Source organism: Bacteroides sp. ET489, from assembly GCF_030518095.1.
In the GTDB taxonomy this organism is placed as follows: Bacteria; Bacteroidota; Bacteroidia; order Bacteroidales; family Bacteroidaceae; genus Bacteroides; species Bacteroides ndongoniae.
On the sequence record NZ_JAULLJ010000018.1, the window covers coordinates 25,790 to 46,990 of the forward strand.

Here is a 21,201-nt window from a genome sequence, read left to right on the forward strand (position 1 = left end):
TAAAAACTGCACCGGACGCATAGAATCGAATGTCTACAGTCCGGTGCAGTTTTTCTTTTCAGCTCTGTTCGGGTCAGCCGTTCTTCAGTACATCGTCTTTATCGGGGGCATCCGGTTCGGGAGTGGCATCCGGCTGAAAAGGATTGAAATAGTAAATGCCCAACCGATCAAGCAGTTTCAGGAATTTGGGCAGCTTCTGCATAAACAGGCTGCAGTCTTTCTTTTTTGCCGGTGTCCATGCCGACTCGGCAACAGCAGCCAGACGGGGAAACGTCATAAAGTCAAGCCTCTTCTCATCGGCCACACGCTCGGTCCACATACTGAACTGAAGTCCCATTAGCCGATCTTCATAGCCTTGTGCCAAATGTATGATCGGTTCCGGAAAACGGCAAATATCCTCTATCGGATTATAGCCGTCCCAGAAACGTCCTACCGTATGTTGGCCGTACTGCACAAAGTCACCATACAACGGTCGGCGCGGGGTCATAATGACTTTGTACCCGTTTTCCAGGGCCTTTACCAACTGATGTTTTCTGTCGTGACGCCACCACATGACTACAGCTTTCTCGGGCGACACGCCTGCATCCACAATCTCATCCCAGCCAATCATGGTCTTTCCTTTCGAAGCCAGCATGTCGGCTATCCGACGGATAAAATAATGCTCAAGTCCTACCTCATTGCCCAGATTCTTGTCCTTGATGAATTGCTGAATCTCCGGATCGGTATACCAGCTCTGGTTTCCGAAATGTACTTCGTCGCCACCTACATGAATATAGGGTGACGGGAAAAGAGAAATAATCTCGTCGAAAATATGACTGATAAACTCAAAGGTTTCTTCCTTGCAGGGATGAAAAGTGAAACCTTCCCACTTTCCCTCACCTCCCCCGGACACTTCGGGATAGGAACGGCAGACGGCGGTAGCATGTCCGGGCATATCAAATTCAGGAAGAATCATGATATGACGCTCGACAGCATAAGACACTATCTCGCGTATATCGTCCTGGGTATAGAATTGAGCCGGTGCCTTCGGGTCGTGCCAGTTTCCTACAGCGCCTTCGGAGGTAAGCTTCGGATACTTCTTGATTTCGATTCTCCAGCCCGGTTCGTCAGTCAGATGCCAGTGAAAAACATTCAACTTCAGCGAAGCCATCATGTCAAGATACTGCTTGACCTTCTCCTTACCAAAGAAATGACGGCTTTCGTCAAGCATAAAGCCTCTCCAGGAATACCGCGGAGCATCTTCAATCCTGCAACATCTGATTTTTCCTCCAGCCGTCTCAGCCAACTGCAGGAATGTCTCTTTAGCATAAAACAGTCCTGCTGCCGATGAAGCTTTCAAAACAACCTTGGCAGGAGTTACCTCCATCGTATAGCCTTCATCAGGCAAACCGGCAAGTTCATTCAGTTCCAGAAATACCTCTCCCGATGCCCGGGTATCTGCGGATATCTCTTTCAGTTCCTCGCCTAACTTCCCGGCCAGCAACGCTGCATATCCTCCGTTGCTGCCAACCTGAAGATTCCTTCCAACCATGAAATGCCCTTCTACTTTCCGGACCTCTACCGGCGTCGGGAATAAAGAAACCTGAGACACCATCGGCAAGCTGAACAGACATGCCATTGCCACAATAACGATTCTTCTTTCTAAATTTCTGATCTTCATGTCACATTGATTTTTCTAAATGTTGTTTTCCACATAGTAAGGGGTCACTCCTGCTGCGCCCGAAGAGTCAGCAAACACGGATAAGCGATACTGAACAACGACTTAACAGGCATGACAAAAATACAGATAAAATCTAAAAGAATAACCTAACCGAACAACTGTTTCCAGATAATGGACGTTAGTGTCATAACTATGGACTTTAGCGGCATAACTATAGACTTTAGCGACGTAACTATGGACTTTAGGAACCCTAACTACGGACAAAAAAAATCCCTCCTGCAACCCGTAAAAAAACAGGCTGCAGGAGGGGAAAAATAATATCAGAGTTCTATCAGATGCCTAAAGAAGCACGAACAGCCTCAACTTTCTTCTCAGCCTCGGCATTAGCACTTGCATAACATTTCGGACATCCCATTTCGCCTTTTACTTCAATATAGAACTTAATCTTAGGTTCTGTTCCCGACGGACGAACAGAAATCTTCGTTCCGTCTTCGGTAAAGTACTGAAGAACATTGGAAGATTCAGGCATATTCAGATCGGTCACCTGACCAGCTGCATCAGTCATCTTCAATGTCTTGTAGTCCTTTATCACGCAAACTTTCGATCCACCGATTTCCTTAGGAGGATTAGCACGGAAGTTGTCCATCATGGCCTTGATCTCTTCGGCGCCGCTCTTACCGGGTTTTACTACATTTACTGTAGTTTCCTTCGAGAAACCGTATTCTACATAAATACCCATCAAGATATCGTACAGTGTCTTACCCTGATCCTTAGCCCAAGCACAGATTTCGGCCAGCAAAGAGCAAGCAGAAACTGCATCTTTATCACGCACAAAGTCTTCGGCCAGGAAACCGTAGCTTTCTTCACCACCGCCAATGTATTGTTGCTTGCCTTCACGCAAACGGATTTCACGGGCAATCCACTTGAATCCGGTGTAGCAGTCGAGCATCTCAACCTTGTTCTTATCAGCCACAGCCTTAATAAGCTCGGTAGTTACAATTGTCTTCACGATGAAGTCGCCCGGCTGCATCTTACCAGTAGCCAAACGGTTCTTAATAATATAATAAAGGAATAACAGACAAGTCTGGTTACCGTTAATCAGTACCCATTCGCCCTTGTCGTCCTTACATGCCATACCTACACGGTCGGCATCCGGGTCGCTCGCCATTACAATGTCAGCATTAATTTCCTTAGCCAACTTGATAGCCAACGTCAGAGCTTCTGCATTTTCCGGATTGGGCGAAACGACTGTCGGGAAGTTACCGTCCTTCACCATCTGAGACTCTACACAATGGATATTCTCAAATCCCCACAACTTCAGCGAAGCCGGAATCAAGGCACGGCCTGCACCATGCAGAGGAGTATAAACAATACTTAAATCCTTCTGACGTTTGATAACTTCGGGATCGATAGAGATTGAATGTACCTTATCCAGATAAGCCTTATCAACATCTTCACCGATAATCTGAATCAGATCTTTGTTTCCGTTAAATTTGATATCAGCTACAGTTACTTTGTTCACTTCATCAATAATTGCAGTATCGTGCGGTGCCAATACCTGGGCGCCATCATCCCAATAAGCTTTATAGCCATTGTATTCGCGCGGGTTATGACTTGCCGTGATATTAATACCACTCTGACAACCCAAGTGACGGATAGCAAACGATACTTCCGGAGTAGGACGCAAATCATCGAACAAATAGACTTTAATGCCATTGGCCGAGAAAATATCAGCAGAAATCTCTGCAAACTTACGGCTGTTGTTACGGCAATCGTGACCTACGACTACTGAAATCTGACCTTTTCCTGCAAAACATTTATTCAAATAATTGGCCAATCCCTGAGTAGCCAGACCCACTGTATAGATATTCATGCGATTACTTCCGGCTCCCATAATGCCACGCAATCCACCTGTACCAAATTCCAGATCCTTATAAAAACTTTCGATCAGTTCTGTCTTATCCTGGTTTTCCAACATTTTTCTTACTTCAGCCTGAGTTTCGGCATCATAAGCCGGGGTAAGCCACTGTTCAGCTTTCTCAGTCACCTGCTTAATCAGTTCTTGATTTTCCATAATACAAAATTTATTTAAAGATTTTACAATTCATATGCTCTTTACCAACAGATATATTCAAAACTTGTTTGCTACAAAGATAAACACATAAAATGAATTAACAAATTATTCAGGTATTTTATATCTGTCGCCTGTCTGCTTCACATATTCTTCCAAAAATTCTTTCGGATATCCGGGTCGAGTAACACCAGCTGGCCGTCCAATGGCATTACGCTCAAACTTTCCATCTTTCATCCGACGTACCACACCGTCGTTATACTTCACAACCAAGAATTCACCAAGACGCTTCCAAGTCTCCCACGTACTTTGGGCTGTCATGTTCGTATAATTGGTCAGGAATTGTTTGGCTTTTACCGGATCGGTTTCCAGCAAACGGGCGGCGGCAGCTTCTACACCCTCCTGAGCGTTATTGAATGTCGTCTCCAGTTCAGTCTGAACAGCCCGGACGTCATCAATCATCAGGTCGTAACGCGGATATACCATATTGGCCACCCAGTTGAATATCCAGAAAGAAGAATTCCAGGAGAAAGTAATATAATCTGCACCATCAACAGGTGTATAGCATACAGGAACCTTATCGGTACAGCAGTATACAGGTGTAAACACTGTCATGTTGGCATCATCTACTCCGAACCAAAGTACGCCACCAATAGGATCGGGCATGTCTGAGCGCATCTGTGCTACAAATACAAAACCGCTCTGCTGTGTAGAGATAGGACGTTCATTAAAGTATTTCACCCCATTGACTTCGAAATCGAGCGGAGACAGACGATAAGGAGTGTGATACGGACCTGCACCAAAGTCCTTGCTTAGGTCAAGCGGAGTACCTTCGTAATGATCGCGCATGGCATTCTTTACATCCTGTACAGAAATCTTCCGGTTCGGCTTTACGTAAAGCGGCATCGGTGTATCACTCTTTCCTTCGATATAAGGGAGAAATTCATTTCCACGATCGGTGAACATATTGAAATAACTCCACACGCGGGCTTCGCAATAGCGACGGGCGCCAAAATCAAGCGGAGCATAAGCATCGGCAAAACTAAAGTCTTTATTCACTCCATTGAAGTAGCCTTTTTCGCGAGCAAAAGATATCACATCCGGAGAATAGATACAATTGTTTTTATCTTCGATATCAAACTGATGAATACGGCTTTGATTGGCATGTGCCGAAATACAGTCGTCCGGCACACGTACAGCTACCCATACTGCACCACGCACACCCGGTCCTTTCCCGATCATTTCCATAATCCATATTTCATTAGGATCGGCAATAGTAAACGACTCACCGCTACTGTAATAACCGTATTCCTCAACCAATTCTGTCATCACATTGATTGCTTCACGAGCTGTACGCGAACGTTGCAATCCTAAATATATCAGACTGCCATAATCTATTATTCCGGTAGTATCTACCAGTTCCGGACGTCCTCCAAAGGTCGTTTCTCCGATAGTTACCTGGAATTCATTCATATTTCCAATCACATTATAAGTTTGACGGGCCTGTTCTATCTTTCCCAGATATTTGCCGGTATCCCATTCATAAATATCAATCAGCGTACCTTTTTTATGTACACCTGCCGGATAATGATACAACTCGCCGAACAAGCCATAGGAGTCGGCAGAATAAGAAACAATGGTAGAACCGTCAGCCGAGGCATTTTTCCCAACTATCAGATTGGTACAAGCCAGTGCATTGACTACAGCTGTTAGCACCAACGAGACGGAAAGAATCAGTCTTTTACTTTTCATACTTTACTTTTTTATTTAATCGATATATTTGATTTAACTCCCAGATAATACACATACCTGAAACAGCACTTAATATACAAAATGATACTGACGGGTTGTCTTATTTCCACAACCGTCCGTAACGGTCATTACCAGCACATGCCTGCTTCCTTTCTTCACCCGTTTGGGATCCAGTTCGCAAACCAGATTTCCACTGACAGAATTAGGTTTGCCAAACAATGCGTATTTCCCATCAATGGTCCCCCGATAACTGCTGATACCGGTCTCCTTATCCTTGGCCTTAAACACGATGCGCCCCGTACGCCCCCATTGTCCTTGCCCTACCGGAGTCAGAACCGGAGGTACCGTATCAACTGCTACTGTATAGGTAGCCAGTTCGCGTATACGAACTTTCATAAATCCATCGTCGAACTTGCCCCCTACACCATACTTTCCTCCTTTAGAAGTCACACGGGCCACGTAATATTTCGACATATCGTCTACCGGATAATGCCGCAGACCGATGCTCAAATCACAATAGTCATGCAAAGGTACTACGACATCGTTCAACTGATAGGTATAGGAAATATCAGCACTGTCGGCATATATGGCATAATTCAGTCGGGCGTCCTCGTAAAGCATTCCACGAGGCACCACAAGTTCCATTCCCGGCTCTTGCAGGTAATTTGTCTTATCCCACTTAAAAACATATTTCTCCGGATGAGGAGGCATCATGGCAATCTCAGTCCTCTTTCCCTGCACAGTAAAGCGTACTTTGGATGTATTGCCCAACGCATCCATCAATGTATAAACAATCTGATAGGCACGTTCTTCATCTATATTTATCAGTCCGCGACTGTCATTGGAGGCATGCAACATGCGCAAACGATTGCCAGGAGCGATAAACGATTTCATATATTGTCCTTTCGTCCACGAGTTGATGTACCTGTTTTCTTCGTAAGCAAAACGGTCGACCACACTGCGGAATACTTCTTTTCCATCTACTTCCAGGATCACCGTATGCACCCCATAACGATTCTGCGCCCCTTCCATATAATCATAAGCACGAATTCCCAAACCAATCCATCCCCAGGCTACAATGGGTTTTCCCAGACGTTGCATGGAATATGCGGTCGGAGCCTGCTTCCCTTCTACTTCTCCACGACCAGGCTGAGGAAACACCATAATGCCTTGTGCACGTGGTGCTGTATGATCTTTCACATTCTTTTTAAAAAAGGGCAACGGATCGACGTAATCTCCGGTTGATGTTTCAAAAACATCCAAGTGCAAATGAGGTCCGAACGAATATCCCGTATTCCCACTCAATGCAATGACTTGTCCGGCTTTTACCGGATATTCGTCAGGTGAGGGAGTTATGTCCACTTCCCAGCTTTCTTCTTTATACTGCAGTTCTTCTACCCTACGGGCTATTTCACCTACAAAAGCACTAAGATGACGGTTGATGGTAGAATAACCATTATCGTAAACAACATCAAGCACATATCCCGACCCATGAGTAACACGAATTCGGGAGATATATCCATCTGCCAATGCACACACTGGTTTACCAGTCACTCCGCCGGTCTTAAAATCCAGTCCTCCATGAAAATGATTGGCCCGTATTTCACCAAAATTTCCGGAAAACACAATCGGAAAATCAAAAGGAGGGTGGAATAAAACATCTTGTGCTTTCGTCTGCACAAAAAAGCCACACCCTACCAATAAAAAGAGAATAGACCTAAGATTTCCGTTCATTACAACAAACAATTATTTTTTATACTTAAACGTACGGCAAATATAAAAAGAAAGATTCAAGTAATGAAAAAAACTCGTATGCAAATGCCGATTAATCATTTTGCAAGCAAAAAGCTGCATATATGCTATACAACACACTACACAAATAACAAAATATCAGAATTATCAGTATCTTTAGCCATGTTTAACCTCACATTTAAAACTTCAAGGTTATGATTATCGGAGTACCCAAAGAAATTAAGAACAATGAGAACCGTGTAGGAATGACCCCTGCAGGAGTTGCAGAACTGGTGAAGAAAGGGCATACAGTGTATATACAGACCAATGCCGGTGCAAATAGCGGCTTCACCGATGACGTCTATCAGGCCGTAGGTGCCAAGATTCTTCCTTCGATTGACGAGGTATATGCTATTGCCGATATGATTGTCAAGGTTAAAGAACCTATCGAACCTGAGTATAAACTCATCAAGAAGGGACAAGTTGTATTTACCTACTTCCACTTTGCCGCCGACAGAGTGCTGACTGAAGCCATGATAGAGAGCGGGGCTGTGTGCATTGCATACGAAACAGTCGAAAAAGAAGACCGTTCGCTGCCTTTGCTTACTCCGATGAGTGAAGTGGCCGGACGTATGGCCACACAAGTCGGTGCACACTTCCTCGAAAAGCCACAAGGCGGAAAAGGTAAACTCATGGGAGGAGTTACAGGAGTACGCCCGGCAAGGGTACTTGTGCTGGGAGGAGGTATTGTTGGAACCAATGCCGCCCAAATTGCAGCCGGTATGGGAGCTGAAGTCATGATCACTGACATAAATCTTGCCCGCTTGCGATACCTTAGCGAAATAATGCCTAAAAATGTCAAGACACTCTACTCGTCCATGCACAACATTGTGACAGAGCTGCCTAACATCGACCTTGTAATAGGATCTGTCCTAATTCCAGGAGATAAGGCACCGCATCTGATAACCAAAGATATGCTGAAACTGATGAAGCCGGGAACTGTGCTGGTGGATGTAGCCATTGACCAAGGAGGCTGTTTCGAAACCTCACACCCCACTACCCATAGTGATCCTACTTATATAATAGACGGAATTGTGCATTATGCAGTAGCCAACATACCAGGTGCCGTACCTTTTACTTCAACTATGGCTTTGACCAACGCTACTCTGCCGTACACTGTAGCGTTAGCCAACAAAGGCTGGAAACAAGCCTGTAAAGAAGATCCGTCACTGGCACTCGGACTGAACATTGTAGAAGGCAAAGTCACCTACAAAGCTGTGGCTGACGTATTCGGATTGAAATACGAGACTATTGAACTATAAGAGATACGCTGTTTATCCAACCAGACGTTTTCTCGAAACATAAAAAATACACGGATGCTTCCCAACACTCATCGTTGTTAGTTGCAATCCGTGTATTTCTTTGCATACAGACTAATGTCTTATACCTTAATTTCTCCTGCTTTTCAGATCAGGGCATCTTTGCTTTTAAGTATCTCATCCCATGCTTCAGCATATTCTTTCTGCAAGTCGTTTACTACCTCCTCTACTGTCTGGATTCCCTTACCACACAACAAAGAAGATGCCTGCCCTATTTCCAGTTCACCTTCCTCCAGATTTCCTTCAAACATACCCAACTTGGCACGTCCTCGTCCCAATAACAAACGAAGTTCCTCTTCACTTGCACCTTTTGCTTCGGCAACCTCCACGTCACTTCTAAACTTATTCCGTACCAGACGAACCGGTGAAAGTTTCTTCAGCATCAAACGGGTATCTCCTTCTTCCAATTGCAAACAGTAATTCTTGAAAGCTTCACTGGCCGAACTTTCTGCAGTCAACGCAAAACGCGTTCCTATCTGAACGCCTTCGGCTCCCAGTGTTCTCACAGCCAGCATAGCTCTTCCGGTTGCTATTCCTCCGGCAGCTATCAATGGCAGCGATGTTACTGCTCGCACGGCTGGGATCAAGCACAAGGTAGTCGTTTCTTCCCGTCCATTATGACCGCCAGCCTCAAAACCTTCTGCCACAATAGCATCAACACCCGCCTCTTCAGCTTTAACGGCAAAACGTGATGATGAGACAACATGCACCACTGTTATACCACGTTCTTTCAACCATCCAGTCCACTTCTTGGGACTACCGGCAGAAGTAAAAACAATCCTGACCTTTTCATCAGCCACAATCTGCATGATCGTTTCTATCTCGGGATACATCAGGGGAATATTAACTCCGAACGGTTTTGTTGTAGCAGCCTGACATTTCCGAATATGTTCACGCAAGGTTTCCGGATGCATGGATCCTGCACCCAACAGTCCCAATCCTCCGGCATTGCTCACAGCGGAAGCCAATCTCCAACCACTGCACCACACCATTCCTCCTTGAATAATAGGATATTTAATTCCAAAAAGAGAAGTTATTCTATTCATATCTCACTACAAAAAAATTAAATGTATGTATCGGATAATCTTCTTGACCATTCCATGCTTATACCAGCATATTTATAGTAAGAACAAACAATAACAACAAAAAGTTTCCACCTTACTTCAGACCTGGGTCCATATCTTTTCGTTCCCATACCGTAATCGAGTCTCCATACGTGCGCAATACCTCCAGCGTGCGCTTTCTGATCTTGCGTTTTTTGAAACTCCAGAATTCTCGGGTAAACGGCAACATCAAGTCCAAACCTCCTACACCACAGCCAGCCGTACTCTGCCAGGTACCCACCATCATATTATTCAGCCGCTCTGTTGCCCGATAGCGTAAACCTGTAGCCTCTACCTGTTCTACGGATTCACGCAATCCGGCATCCAACGGATTTTTAGCCCAATTGGTAGGAGTCTTCAGTGTCTTCAGCTGATAGAATGGTCCTCGCCAGGTGTCTTTATCGACATGTATTTTCTTCTGATATACAGGATCCCAATTATAGGGTGTATTAGGTTTATAAGGATACAACGTCAGCACAACTTTTTCTGTAGAAACCTTAGGAGCAGTCGGCAAGGTTTCATCAAAGTCCAGCCATTTTTTCTGTTTTGACAGCTTTTGATTTCCCATCAGTTTTCCGTGAAACAGTTCTTCGATAGCCTCCGGATTCAGCTCCGGTTGCTTCTCGCCATCCAACAATTTCTGTAAGCGCAAAGAGTCCTGTGCCGTCCAGTTTTGGGAATAACAAGGGAGAGCTACTGTAAACAGCAGCCCTAAAACGAGCAAAAATGTTTTCATAAGGAAATCAAATTACCACCACATATATCCACTGCCACAAAGAGGTTCGTTATAGCAAGGATCTATTGTCCACATCGTTCGCGGATACTTGCGTGCCTCCCACCAACGACGATAGCGGGCCACTGCATCAATCACTTCTTCGTCCGACAAGAAGTAGATACCCTCATAATTCTCGGCATCCGTATGAACCATTTTACAGCCCATAGAAGCATTATGTCCCAGACGTATTGTCTCTACAGTCCACAACAGACATTCTCCCAAGCGCAACTTTCCGCCAGCCGAATAGGATACAGGAGCCAAAGGAAAGGAAGGGATAACCGTCAGATCGTCTGCATACTTCAACAGGTCATCTATATCGTCCTGACTAAAATGCGGAAACTTACTTAGACCATCAGTACCTTCAGCCGAATAATTTCCGTTCTTCAACTGCTTGACAAACAGTTCAACATCCGGATTATTAAAGTCCAATGTTTCCTTGCCACAAGAGACAAAAGTCAATATAAAGAGTACAAACGTCAGAATGCGTCCATACATATATATTTTAGTTCTTAAGTTTTTCATCATACATTCAAATTTATGGTTAATAAGTCATACGCACTCCACACAGAAGATTCATGTTGGTCGCCCGTTCACTACGTAAGCTCCGGACTTCGGAATCGGTTGCAAAATGATGCGAAAGCAGAGGCTCGGCAAACAAAGACAAACGTTCATTAAGCTTATAGCCTACTCCTAATCCTGCCACAGCCGAAAGGCGAACTGGATCTTCGGAAAAGCCTTTATTAACAATCTTCTCTGCACTTCCACCAACAACTGCATACAAATCTACTTTTGGAAATGTAGCCAAAGCTACATTCAGCCGCAACGGAACTGCCAATGCCTGCAAATCGTTGCCAACCGACTTACCAACCGGCAAGTAATTATACTGCAACCCAGCTTCCAAAGACAGGTATTTGTTCAATCTCCGTTCAACCGAAACCCCAGCTGTCAAAGGTGCCGCAAAATCCCCCTTAGGTAAAGAAGTACCAAGCGAAGCTTTCAGAGCCCAGTTGCGAACGGGAGCATGTACATCTTCAGTCTTATTATCTTTTTCCTCCGATATAGAAACAGAGGAATTTTCTTTTTGTTCAGAGGATTTTCCGGATAACGGTTTGTAGTGCAGACCACCAGCCTGAGCATAATGTCCTCCTCCCTGCGATTGGCGGTTACCGTAAAGTCGTTGCGTAATTGTGATAGATACTCTCACCGAAACATTTTCGTTTTCATCTTCTTCAGCCACAGCTGCAGGCGTCGCACTGGCCTGTCTCAACGGACTTGTATTCTGACTTCCCGATGCCATCTGACGAACCGGTGGAAAGGTTTCCTGTACAATATCTCCATCCAAGCTTCCCTTAGGAGCCAACGTTGCTACTTCTGTAAAAGCCTGCTCGATTTCTTCTTTAGGAGAGAAATACCAAAAAGCAGCAGAAGCAACTCCCAAAACAAAAACGACAGAAGCTGCGGCAACTGTACGATAGAATCTAGGAGAGAAAGGAATAGTCTTCTTCCCCGATACAGTTTGTGCTTTGAGCAAATCGTTTTGCAGATCTTCCCAAAAGCCATCGCGTACGTCCATCTCCATGCCTTCAAGACGACGACGGAACAAACCGGTGATTTCATCATTTTCTCTCATGGTCAATATATTCTTTAATTCTTTTTACCAATAGACTTTTGGCACGATGAAGTTGCGATGTGGACGAATGTTCCTTGATATGAAGCAGTTCGGCTATCTCCTTGTGCGACTTTTCTTCGAACACGTACAAGTTGAATACAGTACGGCATCCATCTGGCAACTCGGCAACAAACTTCATCAACAATTCTTCAGACAGCCGTGATCCGGCTTCAGCTACCTCCGTTTCATCGGCTATATCCGGCAATTGTTCTTCTGTCACCACTAATCGGTTGAAGCGTTGCTGCTTGCGCAGATAGTCGATAGCCTGTGTCACCATCACCCGGGTTACCCATGTACCCAAAGCACATTCTCCACGAAACGTAAAATGGGTAAATATTTTAATGAACCCATCGTGCAATACGTCATAAGCAGCATCCATATCACCCGTATAACGGTAGCATACTGCCAGCATCTGTTTGGAATAGAGAGTATACAACTCCCTCCGAGCGGAATCCATACCCGCTCTACAGCCCTCAACCAACTCTATCTCATTTTCCAATACCAATGCTCTTTTACGGGCGCCTCTTCCTTGCGCCATCCGTTAATTAGACGCAACACCTGGGACAATGCTGCAATATAAAATCTAAAAAGAAGTTAAAGAACAAACCTCCCATAAATCTGCATTAGCTATGCATCTTTTATGGGAGGTCATAACGTATCAAAACGTTCCAAACATATTTCTATTTATCAACAAGCTTTAAAGCTCATATCCAGTCCTTTCACCGAATGAGTCAAAGCGCCGACCGAAATGAAATCAACACCACACTCTGCATAATCGCGCAATGTGTCGAATGTGATACCACCCGAAGATTCTGTTTCATAACGCCCGCCAACCATCTCTACAGCCTTTCGGGTCATCTCTGGAGTGAAGTTATCAAACATAATACGGTCTACTCCACCAAGGTCGAGCACTTGCTGCAACTCATCAAAATTGCGCACTTCGATTTCGATCTTCAGATCTTTTCCTTTCGCTTTGCAATATTCCTTGGCGCGCATGATAGCCTTGTCAATACCACCTGCAAAGTCGACATGATTATCCTTCAGCAGTATCATATCGAACAATCCGATGCGATGGTTTACTCCTCCACCAATCTTTACTGCCATCTTCTCAAGGATACGCATACCCGGTGTCGTTTTCCGCGTGTCAAGCACACGGGTTTTTGTACCTTTCAGTTTTTCAACATATTTATGAGTCATTGTAGCAATTCCACTCATACGCTGCATGATATTCAGCATCAAGCGCTCGGTTTGCAGCAACGACTGCACTTTTCCTTCTACAATCATAGCTACATCACCCGGTTTCACTTCAGCTCCGTCATTAATGAAAACTTCGACTTTCATCGTAGGATCGAAGCGACGGAATACTTCTTTAGCAATCTCTATACCTGCCAGGATTCCAGCCTCCTTAATCAGAAGTTTCGACTTTCCCATTGCTGTTTCGGGAATACACGAAAGAGTGGTATGGTCACCGTCGCCGATATCTTCGGCAAAAGACAAATCAATCAGTCTGTCTATCAATTCTTGTTCCTTACTCATTTGTCTTATCAATTCTTATTTGATGTATTAAATACTTGTCACCCGTTTTTTTAAAGAAGCAGTTTACACGAAACTTGCCATTAGCCGTTGTCAGAGTTCCCACAATAAAGCTCGATTCATCGCGTTTGCCCTGATGGTTCACCCGAAAATCACTCACTCGATTTCCAGAGAAGAAACGGGCCATTTTATTCGTTGCCGTTCGTTTGTCTGCGCGTTCGGTATGTTTCTGAATAACCAGTTCGACCTCATTGCCCCAATATTTACCAAGCTCCTGAGAATTTCCCTTTTTAAAGGCCATCACAAGCGCATTTGGCACCTCTTGAGCAAAAAGCATAGGCAAACAAACAAGAAAGCCAGCCAGCAATAAAATAACTCGCTTTTTCATTTACACAATTATTAATGATAGGCAAAGGTAAGCATTTATCCCAAAATACAAGAAAAAAGTCTTATATTCTTTATAAAACAGGCCATAACGCACCATAATTTCTCTGTATTTTGACCCCAAAAACAACCTACCAGCAAGCGAAGAACATACTCCCAATATGTGAAATCGGTAAAAAAACCTATCTTTGCAACCAAAACCAGAAACTTATGAAGACAATATTACTCGTCGTAGGGCGCACTGTAGAACAACATTTCATCACAGCCATTAACGACTACGTACAACGCACGAAACGTTACCTGCAATTCGAAATAGAAGTAATACCCGAACTGAAAAATACCAAAAGCCTCAGTACCGACATCCAAAAGGAAAAAGAAGGAGAACTCATTCTGAAGGCATTGCAACCTGGCGATGTTGTCGTATTGCTGGATGAAGGAGGTAAAGAAATGCGTTCCATCGAATTTGCCGACTACATGAAACGCAAAATGAATACAGTCAACAAACGCCTGGTTTTCGTCATTGGAGGTCCATACGGCTTTTCCCAGCGGGTATATGAAGCTGCCCAGGAGAAACTTTCACTATCGCGTATGACTTTCTCGCATCAGATGGTCCGCCTTATATTTGTCGAACAGATATACCGTGCCATGACTATCCTGAACAATGGCCCTTATCACCACGAATAAGGGAAAAAAAAGTGCAATGGCTTGTGCACTGACAGTGCACTAACTACTGCACTCTGAGTGCACAAGTTATTGCACTGTGAGTGCAGCAGTTAGTGCACTTTTATTTCTCAAGAGCGTGAAACCTGAAAGCCTAAATTAGAAAGCGACATCTCTACAAAACGTGCCCGCGGATTAGGAGCATGCTGAGTCAGCAATTCACGTATATGCAACGCTGCCTGCGGATCTTTGGCAACCATGTACAAATAGCCTCCCCCACCGGCACCAGGCAGTTTATAACCTAACGTATAATCTTTAATAAGGTTTATAATCTGTTCTACCGCAGGCGGATTTGTTCCACTGTCCAAAGCCTTGTTCTGCTTCCACGTTTTACCCACCATCCGTCCGAAAGCTTCAAAATCGTTCCGTTGGATCGCTTCTGCCATTTCCAAAGCATGCGTCTTCATTTCTGCAAGCAAATCCAGATGGACAGATGAGTTCAGAAACATGCAACGTACTATTTCAGCCAGAATCTCTTTAGCTGTACGGGTGATACCTGTATAATAAAGAAGGTGACAGGCACGGAACTCAGGATGGGTAAACAAATGGTCAGGCAGCCAACGCACCAACGGATTCTGAATAAAGCCCGGTTCGGTCTGCAGCAACTTAACGCCTTGCAATACCCCACCGTACTGATCTTGCCAACCTCCACCGGTAGTAAGCAGCTGTTCCAATGCCAAAGTACGCCGACAAATTTCATTCTTATCCCAGGCCAACCCGCAAAAATCGCTTAACGATCCCAATACCGTCGAAGCCAATATCGAGCTTGTTCCTAAACCGGAACCTGCCGGAATAGCAGACAACAATGTGATTTCGATTCCTGTACCGAATGCTTCCAGCTGTTTTTCCAAAGAAGAATAAGTAACTTCCGAGAAAGCCGGCACAAAACCTGCCAGCGCCAAAGCTGCCTTAGGAATCGAAAAAGGAGAACCCACTTGTCTGTAATCCTGCAACTCATCAAAAGTAGACACCACCTCCATTGCTCCCATATCAATGGAACGCAACACAATGCGCAACTCTTTACAAGGTTTCACATACACCTGCAAAGGAGGTTGTCCGTTGAGTTCGATGGCCATGTTGACCACATTGCCACCGGCAAACAAAGAATATGGCGGAGTATCGGTCCATCCACCTGCTACATCAATGCGAACCGGACTGCGTCCCCATACAATCTGGTCACTGTAGACATTGAGATGCGGGCGACTCTTCTTCGCATACATATCGGCCAACAATCCTTCACGCAACAGGGCAAACGCACCCTGTTCGTCGGTCTTGAAATCTTTTTCACCCAACTTTTCTATGCGGGCACGCAACATCCGATTATGGATACGCTGCATCAACGGAGCATCATCAGGCAGTAGTTCAGGAGCAGGAAGCCCATAATGAGCAAATTCTCCGGCTATATCATCCAAATCTAACTGATAAAAAACGCTTTTCTCGTAATTGGCAGCCAAAGTCTCCAGATTCTTTTTTCTGAAACTTTCACGTTGCGCATACAGCAGCCTAAGATCGGCTTGTGCCGAGATCTCATCAGCCGAAAGACGTTCACTCTGCAACCAAATGTCTTTCCCTTCCTTAGACATCGGATCTGTAACCATCCAGTTCAACACTTTCCCCATCTGTTCCGCATCAGACACAACCGGGAATAGCGAAGCTGCCTGCAAATCATCGGTTCGCTCACTCCAGCCTTCTGCTGTAAGTCCCCGCTCATCCAGCCAACGCAAGAAAGTCTTTCCCATGAACATAGTCTTCTCGTCCTTCAAATCTCCCTTGAATACATCATCGAATCCATAAGGACGAACAGCCCAACGGGCGTCGCTCAAAGGCACTATATCCACACAAACTCCGTCTGGCAATTCCAACTCCCAATTATTATATGGTACACCGGTAATAATCTGCCGTTTGCCCAACTTCCAACGTTCACCTACAAAGCTGTTCTCTATCCACACATTATCATTATCCGAGGAAAAGCCGACATGTATCTCTGCATTCTGTACAAAAATAGCCGGATTCGGTTTCATCTTCCGATGGATAATCTGTCGCTGGTCATACACTTTGTTCTGTAACGTAACAGTAGACGACAACAGTTCGCGACTGGTTCCATAATGATAAAATTCACCTCCTGGCAAAGGCAATATCGCTACCGACAAGGCATTCAGTTCCTCGTCTGCAATACGCGGATGATTGCCCAATGCCAATCCGAAATCAGAATACAAATCGTAGTATCTCAAATCGGAATAAGGCTTTCTCGAACCATCATCAGGCTTTTGGGAGCGTTTCACCAATAAATCGACAGCTCTGTCGCTCAAAATCCATATACCGATATCCATCAGGAAAAGATGGGTCTTTGACAACTGTCCCAGTTCGGCCAAAGTTGGTTTCTGAAGCATAAAGTCCAAAGCTTCCGGCTGTTTACGATCGGAAACAAACACCCCGTGATGAGTAGCCAATACAGGGTCTACCCACAATCCGTAACACACCACGTCTGCCTCAGGAATATCCTGCAAAGATTCTTCAGCCCGTATATAGACGTCGCCGCTGGCAATCAGCGTACGCAGTTTTTCGGGAGCGCGCTCCATGATTTTTTCATAAAGCGACAATTGCAGGGAAAGCAGATTTTGCCCCAGCCGTTGTCCCCGTGCCCAACGGAATACCGGAATAGGAGTAAGTATTTTGCCGGAAGGAGCATACGACGGTAGCCGCCGGCTTTGCCCGCCGGCATGAAGTAAAATACGTTTTTCAGTTTTGTCGGCATTCTGACGGCACCGAGCCCATTCTCTGAGTAACCAGGCAGTTCCACCTCCCGACCCTAATTTCACACCGACAGGATCTGATGTACAGAACCATTCCTTAGGGTCAACCTTCTCTAATTCATAAAAAGCCGAAACCAAATTGGGCGGCAAAGACAACATTTTTTGCATAGTGGCTATAAGATTAGCTAATGTTAAGTAAGTGCAAAATAAAGCAATCTTAGGCAAATTACATAACCTGATGATTATTTATTGCATAATTATAGGTAAATATCATAAAAAACATTATTTTAGCGCGCTTTATTTATAAAAGAACCATTTACTAAAAAAGGAATCTGTTTATGAGGAACATTTTATTTATCTTGTGTTGCTTCTTCTCCGGTCTTCTTTTAGCAGACAACGTGACCGTAGAACAGGCACAGTCGTTAGCCGCGAACTTCTTTCGGGCAAGTACCCAGACCCGTAGCGCATCACCCCAACTACAGCTGGTATGGGATGGGGAAGATCCGTCAACCCGAACTTCGGCTACAGAACCGGCTTTTTATGTATTCAACCGTACCGATTCAAAAGGATTCATTATCGTTGCCGGTGATGATGTAGCCATGCCTGTATTGGGTTATTCATTCGAAAACTCATTCAAGACCGAAAATATGCCAGCCAACCTGAAAAACTGGCTGCTGGGACTGAAAGATCAGATCAATGAAGCTAGAAACAATCATTTTACAGCCTCTGCCACAACGGAGCAAGCGTGGAAGAATGCAAGTGATGTTGTGGGCGACATAGAAGTAGAACTGGAAACCGCCAAGTGGAACCAGGATGCTCCATACAATGACAAATGTCCCATGCTGAGCGGCGAACGAACTGTCACAGGATGTGTAGCCACAGCCATAGCTATTATTATGAAATATCACGAATGGCCGGACTGCGGAGAAGGCACACTGGAAAGTTATACATATAAAGCTGCCAACGGTAGTACCCAAACAGTCCCTTCCCACACATTAGGACATGCCTACAACTGGAATAACATGCCTTTAATATATGACAAATCCACATCTGCCGAATCGGAACAGGAAGTCGCCACTTTGATGTACGACTGTGGAGTAATGTCGAAAGCGACTTATAACGTAGCCTCAACAGGAGGTACAGGCGCCACTACCCAAAACGCGATAACAGGTATGATTAACCATATGAAATATGACAAAGGCGCCCGAATACTTTATCGTAGCTGGTACTCGGACAGCGAATGGCATAAAATGGTGAAAGAAGAGCTTGAAGCCCATCGTCCCGTTCTGTACGGAGGATCCAATAAACGAAATGAAGGCCACCAATTCGTATTGGACGGATATACCAGTAACAATTACTTTAGCGTAAACTGGGGATGGGGAGGATATTCCAACGGTTATTATCTGCTGTCTGGCCTGAATCCTAATGACCAGGGTATCGGTGGAAATACCGGTGGATTTACCGTAGGACAAGATGCCGTGTTCGGACTGAAAAAAGCCGCATCCGGATCGGAATATGCAGACATACTGGCCATTGCTCAAAGCACCGAAGGAGGTAAAGGACTCTATACCAACGAAAAGAACATCCAAACAGGCAAAGAATTTACGGTCTCTGCAGAATACATCTTTAATTTTGGTTTAAGCACTTTCAACGGTGAAATCGTAGTTACCCTATTCGATAAGAATGGACAAGTAAAAGAAGACATTAGTGAAATAGCCGGTGTACAAGACCTTGATCCGTTCCATGGAGTTGGCGGCGACATACCTTGTACGATTACACAATCCATCAAAGGTGGTGACCGAATCAAAATGCGTTTTAAGGGAAGTAAAAGTACCGAATGGCAAGTAATACCTGCCTACGATGAAAGTATTCCTGGAGAAATTCTTGTCCGTGAGGAAATAGCAAGTGTAGAAGAAGCCACTTCTTTCACTTACAACAAGACAAGTAAAATCATTACGCTGAACACTGCAGTCGATATCGCCTATAAGTTGACTTCAAATGATAATAAAGTAATAAAAGAAGGTACAACCGACGATTCCGGAGAAATCAAAATAGATACCAATGAACTGGAAGCCGGCACCTACACCATTGTATTAACTGGCGAAGAAGACAGTAAAATATTGAATTTCACCATCGGAAACAAGTAACAAGCATTTTTCTTACTAAAAATCAGAACTTCATATGAAAACCATACAGAAATATATATTATTCTCCCTCATCGGTTTATCCGCTGTTGCCTGTAAAGACGACCAGGAAGAATTGGGCGGAGGCGAAAAAGTAGAAGTAACCTTTACGACCGAAGTGCAGACGCGTGCATTGACAAACGTTACTACTGATATTGAAAAGGACGGAGAAACAATGAACGTATTCGTTCTCGAAAGCAGTTCAATCACTTCCGGGCAAGAAGTTCCCACTTACCAAGCCACCAGACAAAGCGGTTCCTGGAAAAGCAACCCTGCTCTGGAACTGACCAGTGGACAGAAAAAATATCTTCGTGCGTTCTATCCTTATAGCGCCAATATAGGAACTCCGGATGCTATAGCCATCGAGATCAATAGCCAGACAGACTACCTGTATACCGGTACGGCAGTTCAGGCTACTTACGAAAAACCTTCTGTGAAACTGACCCTAAAGCATGCTCTTCCCATATTGGCTTTCAACATTAAAAAAGAAAACTACGACGGTGAGGGAAAGCTGGAACAAATCACCATTGAAGGAAAGAATTTCTATACCCAAGGAACTCTGAATATTGCTTCTGGAGAAATCAAAGGAAGCACACAGGAAAAATTCTCAATCACTTGTAATAATACCCTGTCTGCCGAAGGATGGAAGGAAGATATGCCCGACATGTTCTGCATACCTTTCACTTCATCCGGTTCAGATGTGAATGTCACCTTCAAAATAGATGGTAAAGACTATACCTGCCCTCTACCTAAATACGGTATAGCCCAAGGCGTTAAATACATCTTCCGTGCAGCCATGACTGCCAAAGGAATCACTATTTTCGATGCACCCGAATTAGTATCACTCAACTCTGACAATGACGACATGAGCCAATTCAGCTATGGAATGCTGAGAATTACACACAATAGTCTAACCTTCACCCCACCTACATTCTCTGGACTCAATATCACAGGAAACATAGACTGGGGAGACGGAAAGACAGAAATATACAGCACTGCCGCCCAACATGAGTATGAAAAGGACGGAGAAAAAACAGTGACACTGGAAATGTGGGGAGCAGAAGAAGTCACACTTCCTAAACTGACAGGAGTAACAGAAATAGACCTGACCGAATTCTAAGGCTGTTCACCAATAGCTTGCAGCAACAGGTCAGGGAGTTTCCACGTAGCTCCTTTGATATTTAAAATACGGTTTTTACCTTCAAGCGTCAGAGCAAAAAGCATCTGACGCTTGTCTTTTTTACCCACTACACGAGTAATCAGCTTCTTGCTTTCTACCGAGCGAATCACTTTCGAAGCATTCGAAGCAGATAATCCCAACGCCTCAGCAATTTCGCTTGCAGTCAACTGAGTACGGTCAAGCAACGTGCACAACAGCATGCCTTCATTCAGAGACAGATCGTACATTTGTACGAACTGTCCCTCAAATTCTGCAATAGCCCTGTATATATCACGGATCTTACACAAAGTTTCCATATAACCGACGTT

The 21,201-nt window shown here is 44.5% G+C and carries 17 protein-coding genes; 4 read left to right on the top strand and 13 right to left on the bottom strand.

The window, feature by feature from the left end; translation table 11 throughout:
* Positions 1 to 73: 73 nt before the first annotated feature.
* The 4 genes from Q3C19_RS11110 to Q3C19_RS11125 all read right to left on the bottom strand — a co-directional run bounded on the left by Q3C19_RS11110 (position 74) and on the right by Q3C19_RS11125 (position 7,217).
* A complete protein-coding gene (locus Q3C19_RS11110) occupies positions 74 to 1,660 on the bottom strand; it encodes a beta-N-acetylhexosaminidase (protein WP_302729321.1) in 1,587 nt (528 codons plus the stop codon).
* 331 nt (positions 1,661 to 1,991) lie between these two features.
* Entirely contained in the window at positions 1,992 to 3,734 is a 1,743-nt protein-coding gene (locus Q3C19_RS11115; RefSeq protein WP_277121039.1) for a phospho-sugar mutase, read from the bottom strand.
* A 105-nt stretch (positions 3,735 to 3,839) separates the two neighbouring features.
* Positions 3,840 to 5,483: a C69 family dipeptidase gene (locus Q3C19_RS11120; RefSeq protein WP_277121040.1), complete on the bottom strand. Its 1,644-nt coding sequence runs from the start codon at positions 5,481 to 5,483 to the stop codon at positions 3,840 to 3,842.
* A 69-nt stretch (positions 5,484 to 5,552) separates the two neighbouring features.
* Positions 5,553 to 7,217, bottom strand: a complete 1,665-nt coding sequence (locus Q3C19_RS11125; RefSeq protein WP_302729323.1) for a M23 family metallopeptidase — start codon at positions 7,215 to 7,217, stop codon at positions 5,553 to 5,555.
* Positions 7,218 to 7,429: 212 nt separating this feature from the next.
* Between Q3C19_RS11125 and ald the strand changes: the two genes are divergently transcribed.
* Positions 7,430 to 8,536, top strand: coding sequence for an alanine dehydrogenase (gene ald, locus Q3C19_RS11130; RefSeq protein ID WP_302729325.1), 1,107 nt, complete (start codon positions 7,430 to 7,432; stop codon positions 8,534 to 8,536).
* 143 nt (positions 8,537 to 8,679) lie between these two features.
* On the opposite strand, the gene Q3C19_RS11135 is transcribed toward ald, so the two are convergent.
* The 7 genes from Q3C19_RS11135 to Q3C19_RS11165 all read right to left on the bottom strand — a co-directional run bounded on the left by Q3C19_RS11135 (position 8,680) and on the right by Q3C19_RS11165 (position 14,061).
* Positions 8,680 to 9,639 carry a nitronate monooxygenase family protein gene (locus tag Q3C19_RS11135; RefSeq protein WP_302729327.1) on the bottom strand — a complete coding sequence of 320 codons (960 nt, stop codon included), beginning with the start codon at positions 9,637 to 9,639 and terminating at the stop codon, positions 8,680 to 8,682.
* Positions 9,640 to 9,751: 112 nt separating this feature from the next.
* Positions 9,752 to 10,432 (bottom strand): DUF4858 domain-containing protein, encoded by a 681-nt coding sequence (locus Q3C19_RS11140; protein WP_302729329.1) that lies wholly within the window; start codon positions 10,430 to 10,432, stop codon positions 9,752 to 9,754.
* 12 nt (positions 10,433 to 10,444) lie between these two features.
* On the bottom strand, positions 10,445 to 10,993 hold the full coding sequence (locus Q3C19_RS11145; protein WP_071149418.1) for a DUF4943 family protein: 549 nt from the start codon (positions 10,991 to 10,993) through the stop codon (positions 10,445 to 10,447).
* 19 nt (positions 10,994 to 11,012) lie between these two features.
* Positions 11,013 to 12,101, bottom strand: coding sequence for an outer membrane beta-barrel protein (locus Q3C19_RS11150; protein ID WP_302729331.1), 1,089 nt, complete (start codon positions 12,099 to 12,101; stop codon positions 11,013 to 11,015).
* A complete protein-coding gene (locus Q3C19_RS11155; RefSeq protein WP_071149417.1) occupies positions 12,088 to 12,639 on the bottom strand; it encodes an RNA polymerase sigma factor in 552 nt (183 codons plus the stop codon). Before Q3C19_RS11155 ends, Q3C19_RS11150 begins: the two co-directional genes overlap by 14 nt.
* Before the next feature lie 188 nt (positions 12,640 to 12,827).
* Positions 12,828 to 13,676 (bottom strand): carboxylating nicotinate-nucleotide diphosphorylase, encoded by an 849-nt coding sequence (nadC, locus tag Q3C19_RS11160; protein WP_022164460.1) that lies wholly within the window; start codon positions 13,674 to 13,676, stop codon positions 12,828 to 12,830.
* Entirely contained in the window at positions 13,669 to 14,061 is a 393-nt protein-coding gene (locus tag Q3C19_RS11165; protein WP_022164459.1) for a DUF4783 domain-containing protein, read from the bottom strand. Before Q3C19_RS11165 ends, nadC begins: the two co-directional genes overlap by 8 nt.
* A 206-nt stretch (positions 14,062 to 14,267) precedes the next feature.
* On the opposite strand from Q3C19_RS11165, the gene rlmH reads away from it, so the two are divergent.
* Complete coding sequence (gene rlmH / locus Q3C19_RS11170) at positions 14,268 to 14,741, top strand: 23S rRNA (pseudouridine(1915)-N(3))-methyltransferase RlmH (RefSeq protein ID WP_071149167.1); 474 nt, start codon at positions 14,268 to 14,270, stop codon at positions 14,739 to 14,741.
* A 107-nt stretch (positions 14,742 to 14,848) separates the two neighbouring features.
* Here the strand turns inward: rlmH and Q3C19_RS11175 are convergent, their stop codons facing one another.
* The gene (locus tag Q3C19_RS11175) at positions 14,849 to 17,707 is read right to left on the bottom strand and encodes a bifunctional fucokinase/fucose-1-phosphate guanylyltransferase (protein WP_302729369.1); all 2,859 of its coding nucleotides are present in this window, start codon (positions 17,705 to 17,707) and stop codon (positions 14,849 to 14,851) included.
* 161 nt (positions 17,708 to 17,868) lie between these two features.
* Here Q3C19_RS11175 and Q3C19_RS11180 point away from each other — a divergent pair, with 161 nt between their 5' ends.
* Positions 17,869 to 19,677 (top strand): C10 family peptidase, encoded by a 1,809-nt coding sequence (locus Q3C19_RS11180; protein ID WP_302729334.1) that lies wholly within the window; start codon positions 17,869 to 17,871, stop codon positions 19,675 to 19,677.
* Between the two features lie 34 nt (positions 19,678 to 19,711).
* Positions 19,712 to 20,833, top strand: a complete 1,122-nt coding sequence (locus tag Q3C19_RS11185; protein WP_287641612.1) for a fimbrillin family protein — start codon at positions 19,712 to 19,714, stop codon at positions 20,831 to 20,833.
* On the opposite strand, the gene Q3C19_RS11190 is transcribed toward Q3C19_RS11185, so the two are convergent.
* Entirely contained in the window at positions 20,830 to 21,189 is a 360-nt protein-coding gene (locus tag Q3C19_RS11190) for a MarR family winged helix-turn-helix transcriptional regulator (protein ID WP_022164454.1), read from the bottom strand. The two genes, Q3C19_RS11185 and Q3C19_RS11190, sit on opposite strands and share 4 nt — an antisense overlap.
* Between the last annotated feature and the right edge of the window lie 12 nt (positions 21,190 to 21,201).

Bases quoted from the DNA above. Each gene is read 5' to 3' on its own strand.
- Q3C19_RS11110 (WP_302729321.1), bottom strand. From the start codon at position 1,660: ATGAAGATCAGAAATTTAGAAAGAAGAATCGTTATTGTGGCAATGGCA.
- Q3C19_RS11115 (WP_277121039.1), bottom strand. From the start codon at position 3,734: ATGGAAAATCAAGAACTGATTAAGCAGGTGACTGAGAAAGCTGAACAG.
- Q3C19_RS11120 (WP_277121040.1), bottom strand. From the start codon at position 5,483: ATGAAAAGTAAAAGACTGATTCTTTCCGTCTCGTTGGTGCTAACAGCT.
- Q3C19_RS11125 (WP_302729323.1), bottom strand. From the start codon at position 7,217: ATGAACGGAAATCTTAGGTCTATTCTCTTTTTATTGGTAGGGTGTGGC.
- ald (WP_302729325.1), top strand. From the start codon at position 7,430: ATGATTATCGGAGTACCCAAAGAAATTAAGAACAATGAGAACCGTGTA.
- Q3C19_RS11135 (WP_302729327.1), bottom strand. From the start codon at position 9,639: ATGAATAGAATAACTTCTCTTTTTGGAATTAAATATCCTATTATTCAA.
- Q3C19_RS11140 (WP_302729329.1), bottom strand. From the start codon at position 10,432: ATGAAAACATTTTTGCTCGTTTTAGGGCTGCTGTTTACAGTAGCTCTC.
- Q3C19_RS11145 (WP_071149418.1), bottom strand. From the start codon at position 10,993: ATGAAAAACTTAAGAACTAAAATATATATGTATGGACGCATTCTGACG.
- Q3C19_RS11150 (WP_302729331.1), bottom strand. From the start codon at position 12,101: ATGAGAGAAAATGATGAAATCACCGGTTTGTTCCGTCGTCGTCTTGAA.
- nadC (WP_022164460.1), bottom strand. From the start codon at position 13,676: ATGAGTAAGGAACAAGAATTGATAGACAGACTGATTGATTTGTCTTTT.
- Q3C19_RS11165 (WP_022164459.1), bottom strand. From the start codon at position 14,061: ATGAAAAAGCGAGTTATTTTATTGCTGGCTGGCTTTCTTGTTTGTTTG.
- rlmH (WP_071149167.1), top strand. From the start codon at position 14,268: ATGAAGACAATATTACTCGTCGTAGGGCGCACTGTAGAACAACATTTC.
- Q3C19_RS11180 (WP_302729334.1), top strand. From the start codon at position 17,869: ATGAGGAACATTTTATTTATCTTGTGTTGCTTCTTCTCCGGTCTTCTT.
- Q3C19_RS11185 (WP_287641612.1), top strand. From the start codon at position 19,712: ATGAAAACCATACAGAAATATATATTATTCTCCCTCATCGGTTTATCC.
- Q3C19_RS11190 (WP_022164454.1), bottom strand. From the start codon at position 21,189: ATGGAAACTTTGTGTAAGATCCGTGATATATACAGGGCTATTGCAGAA.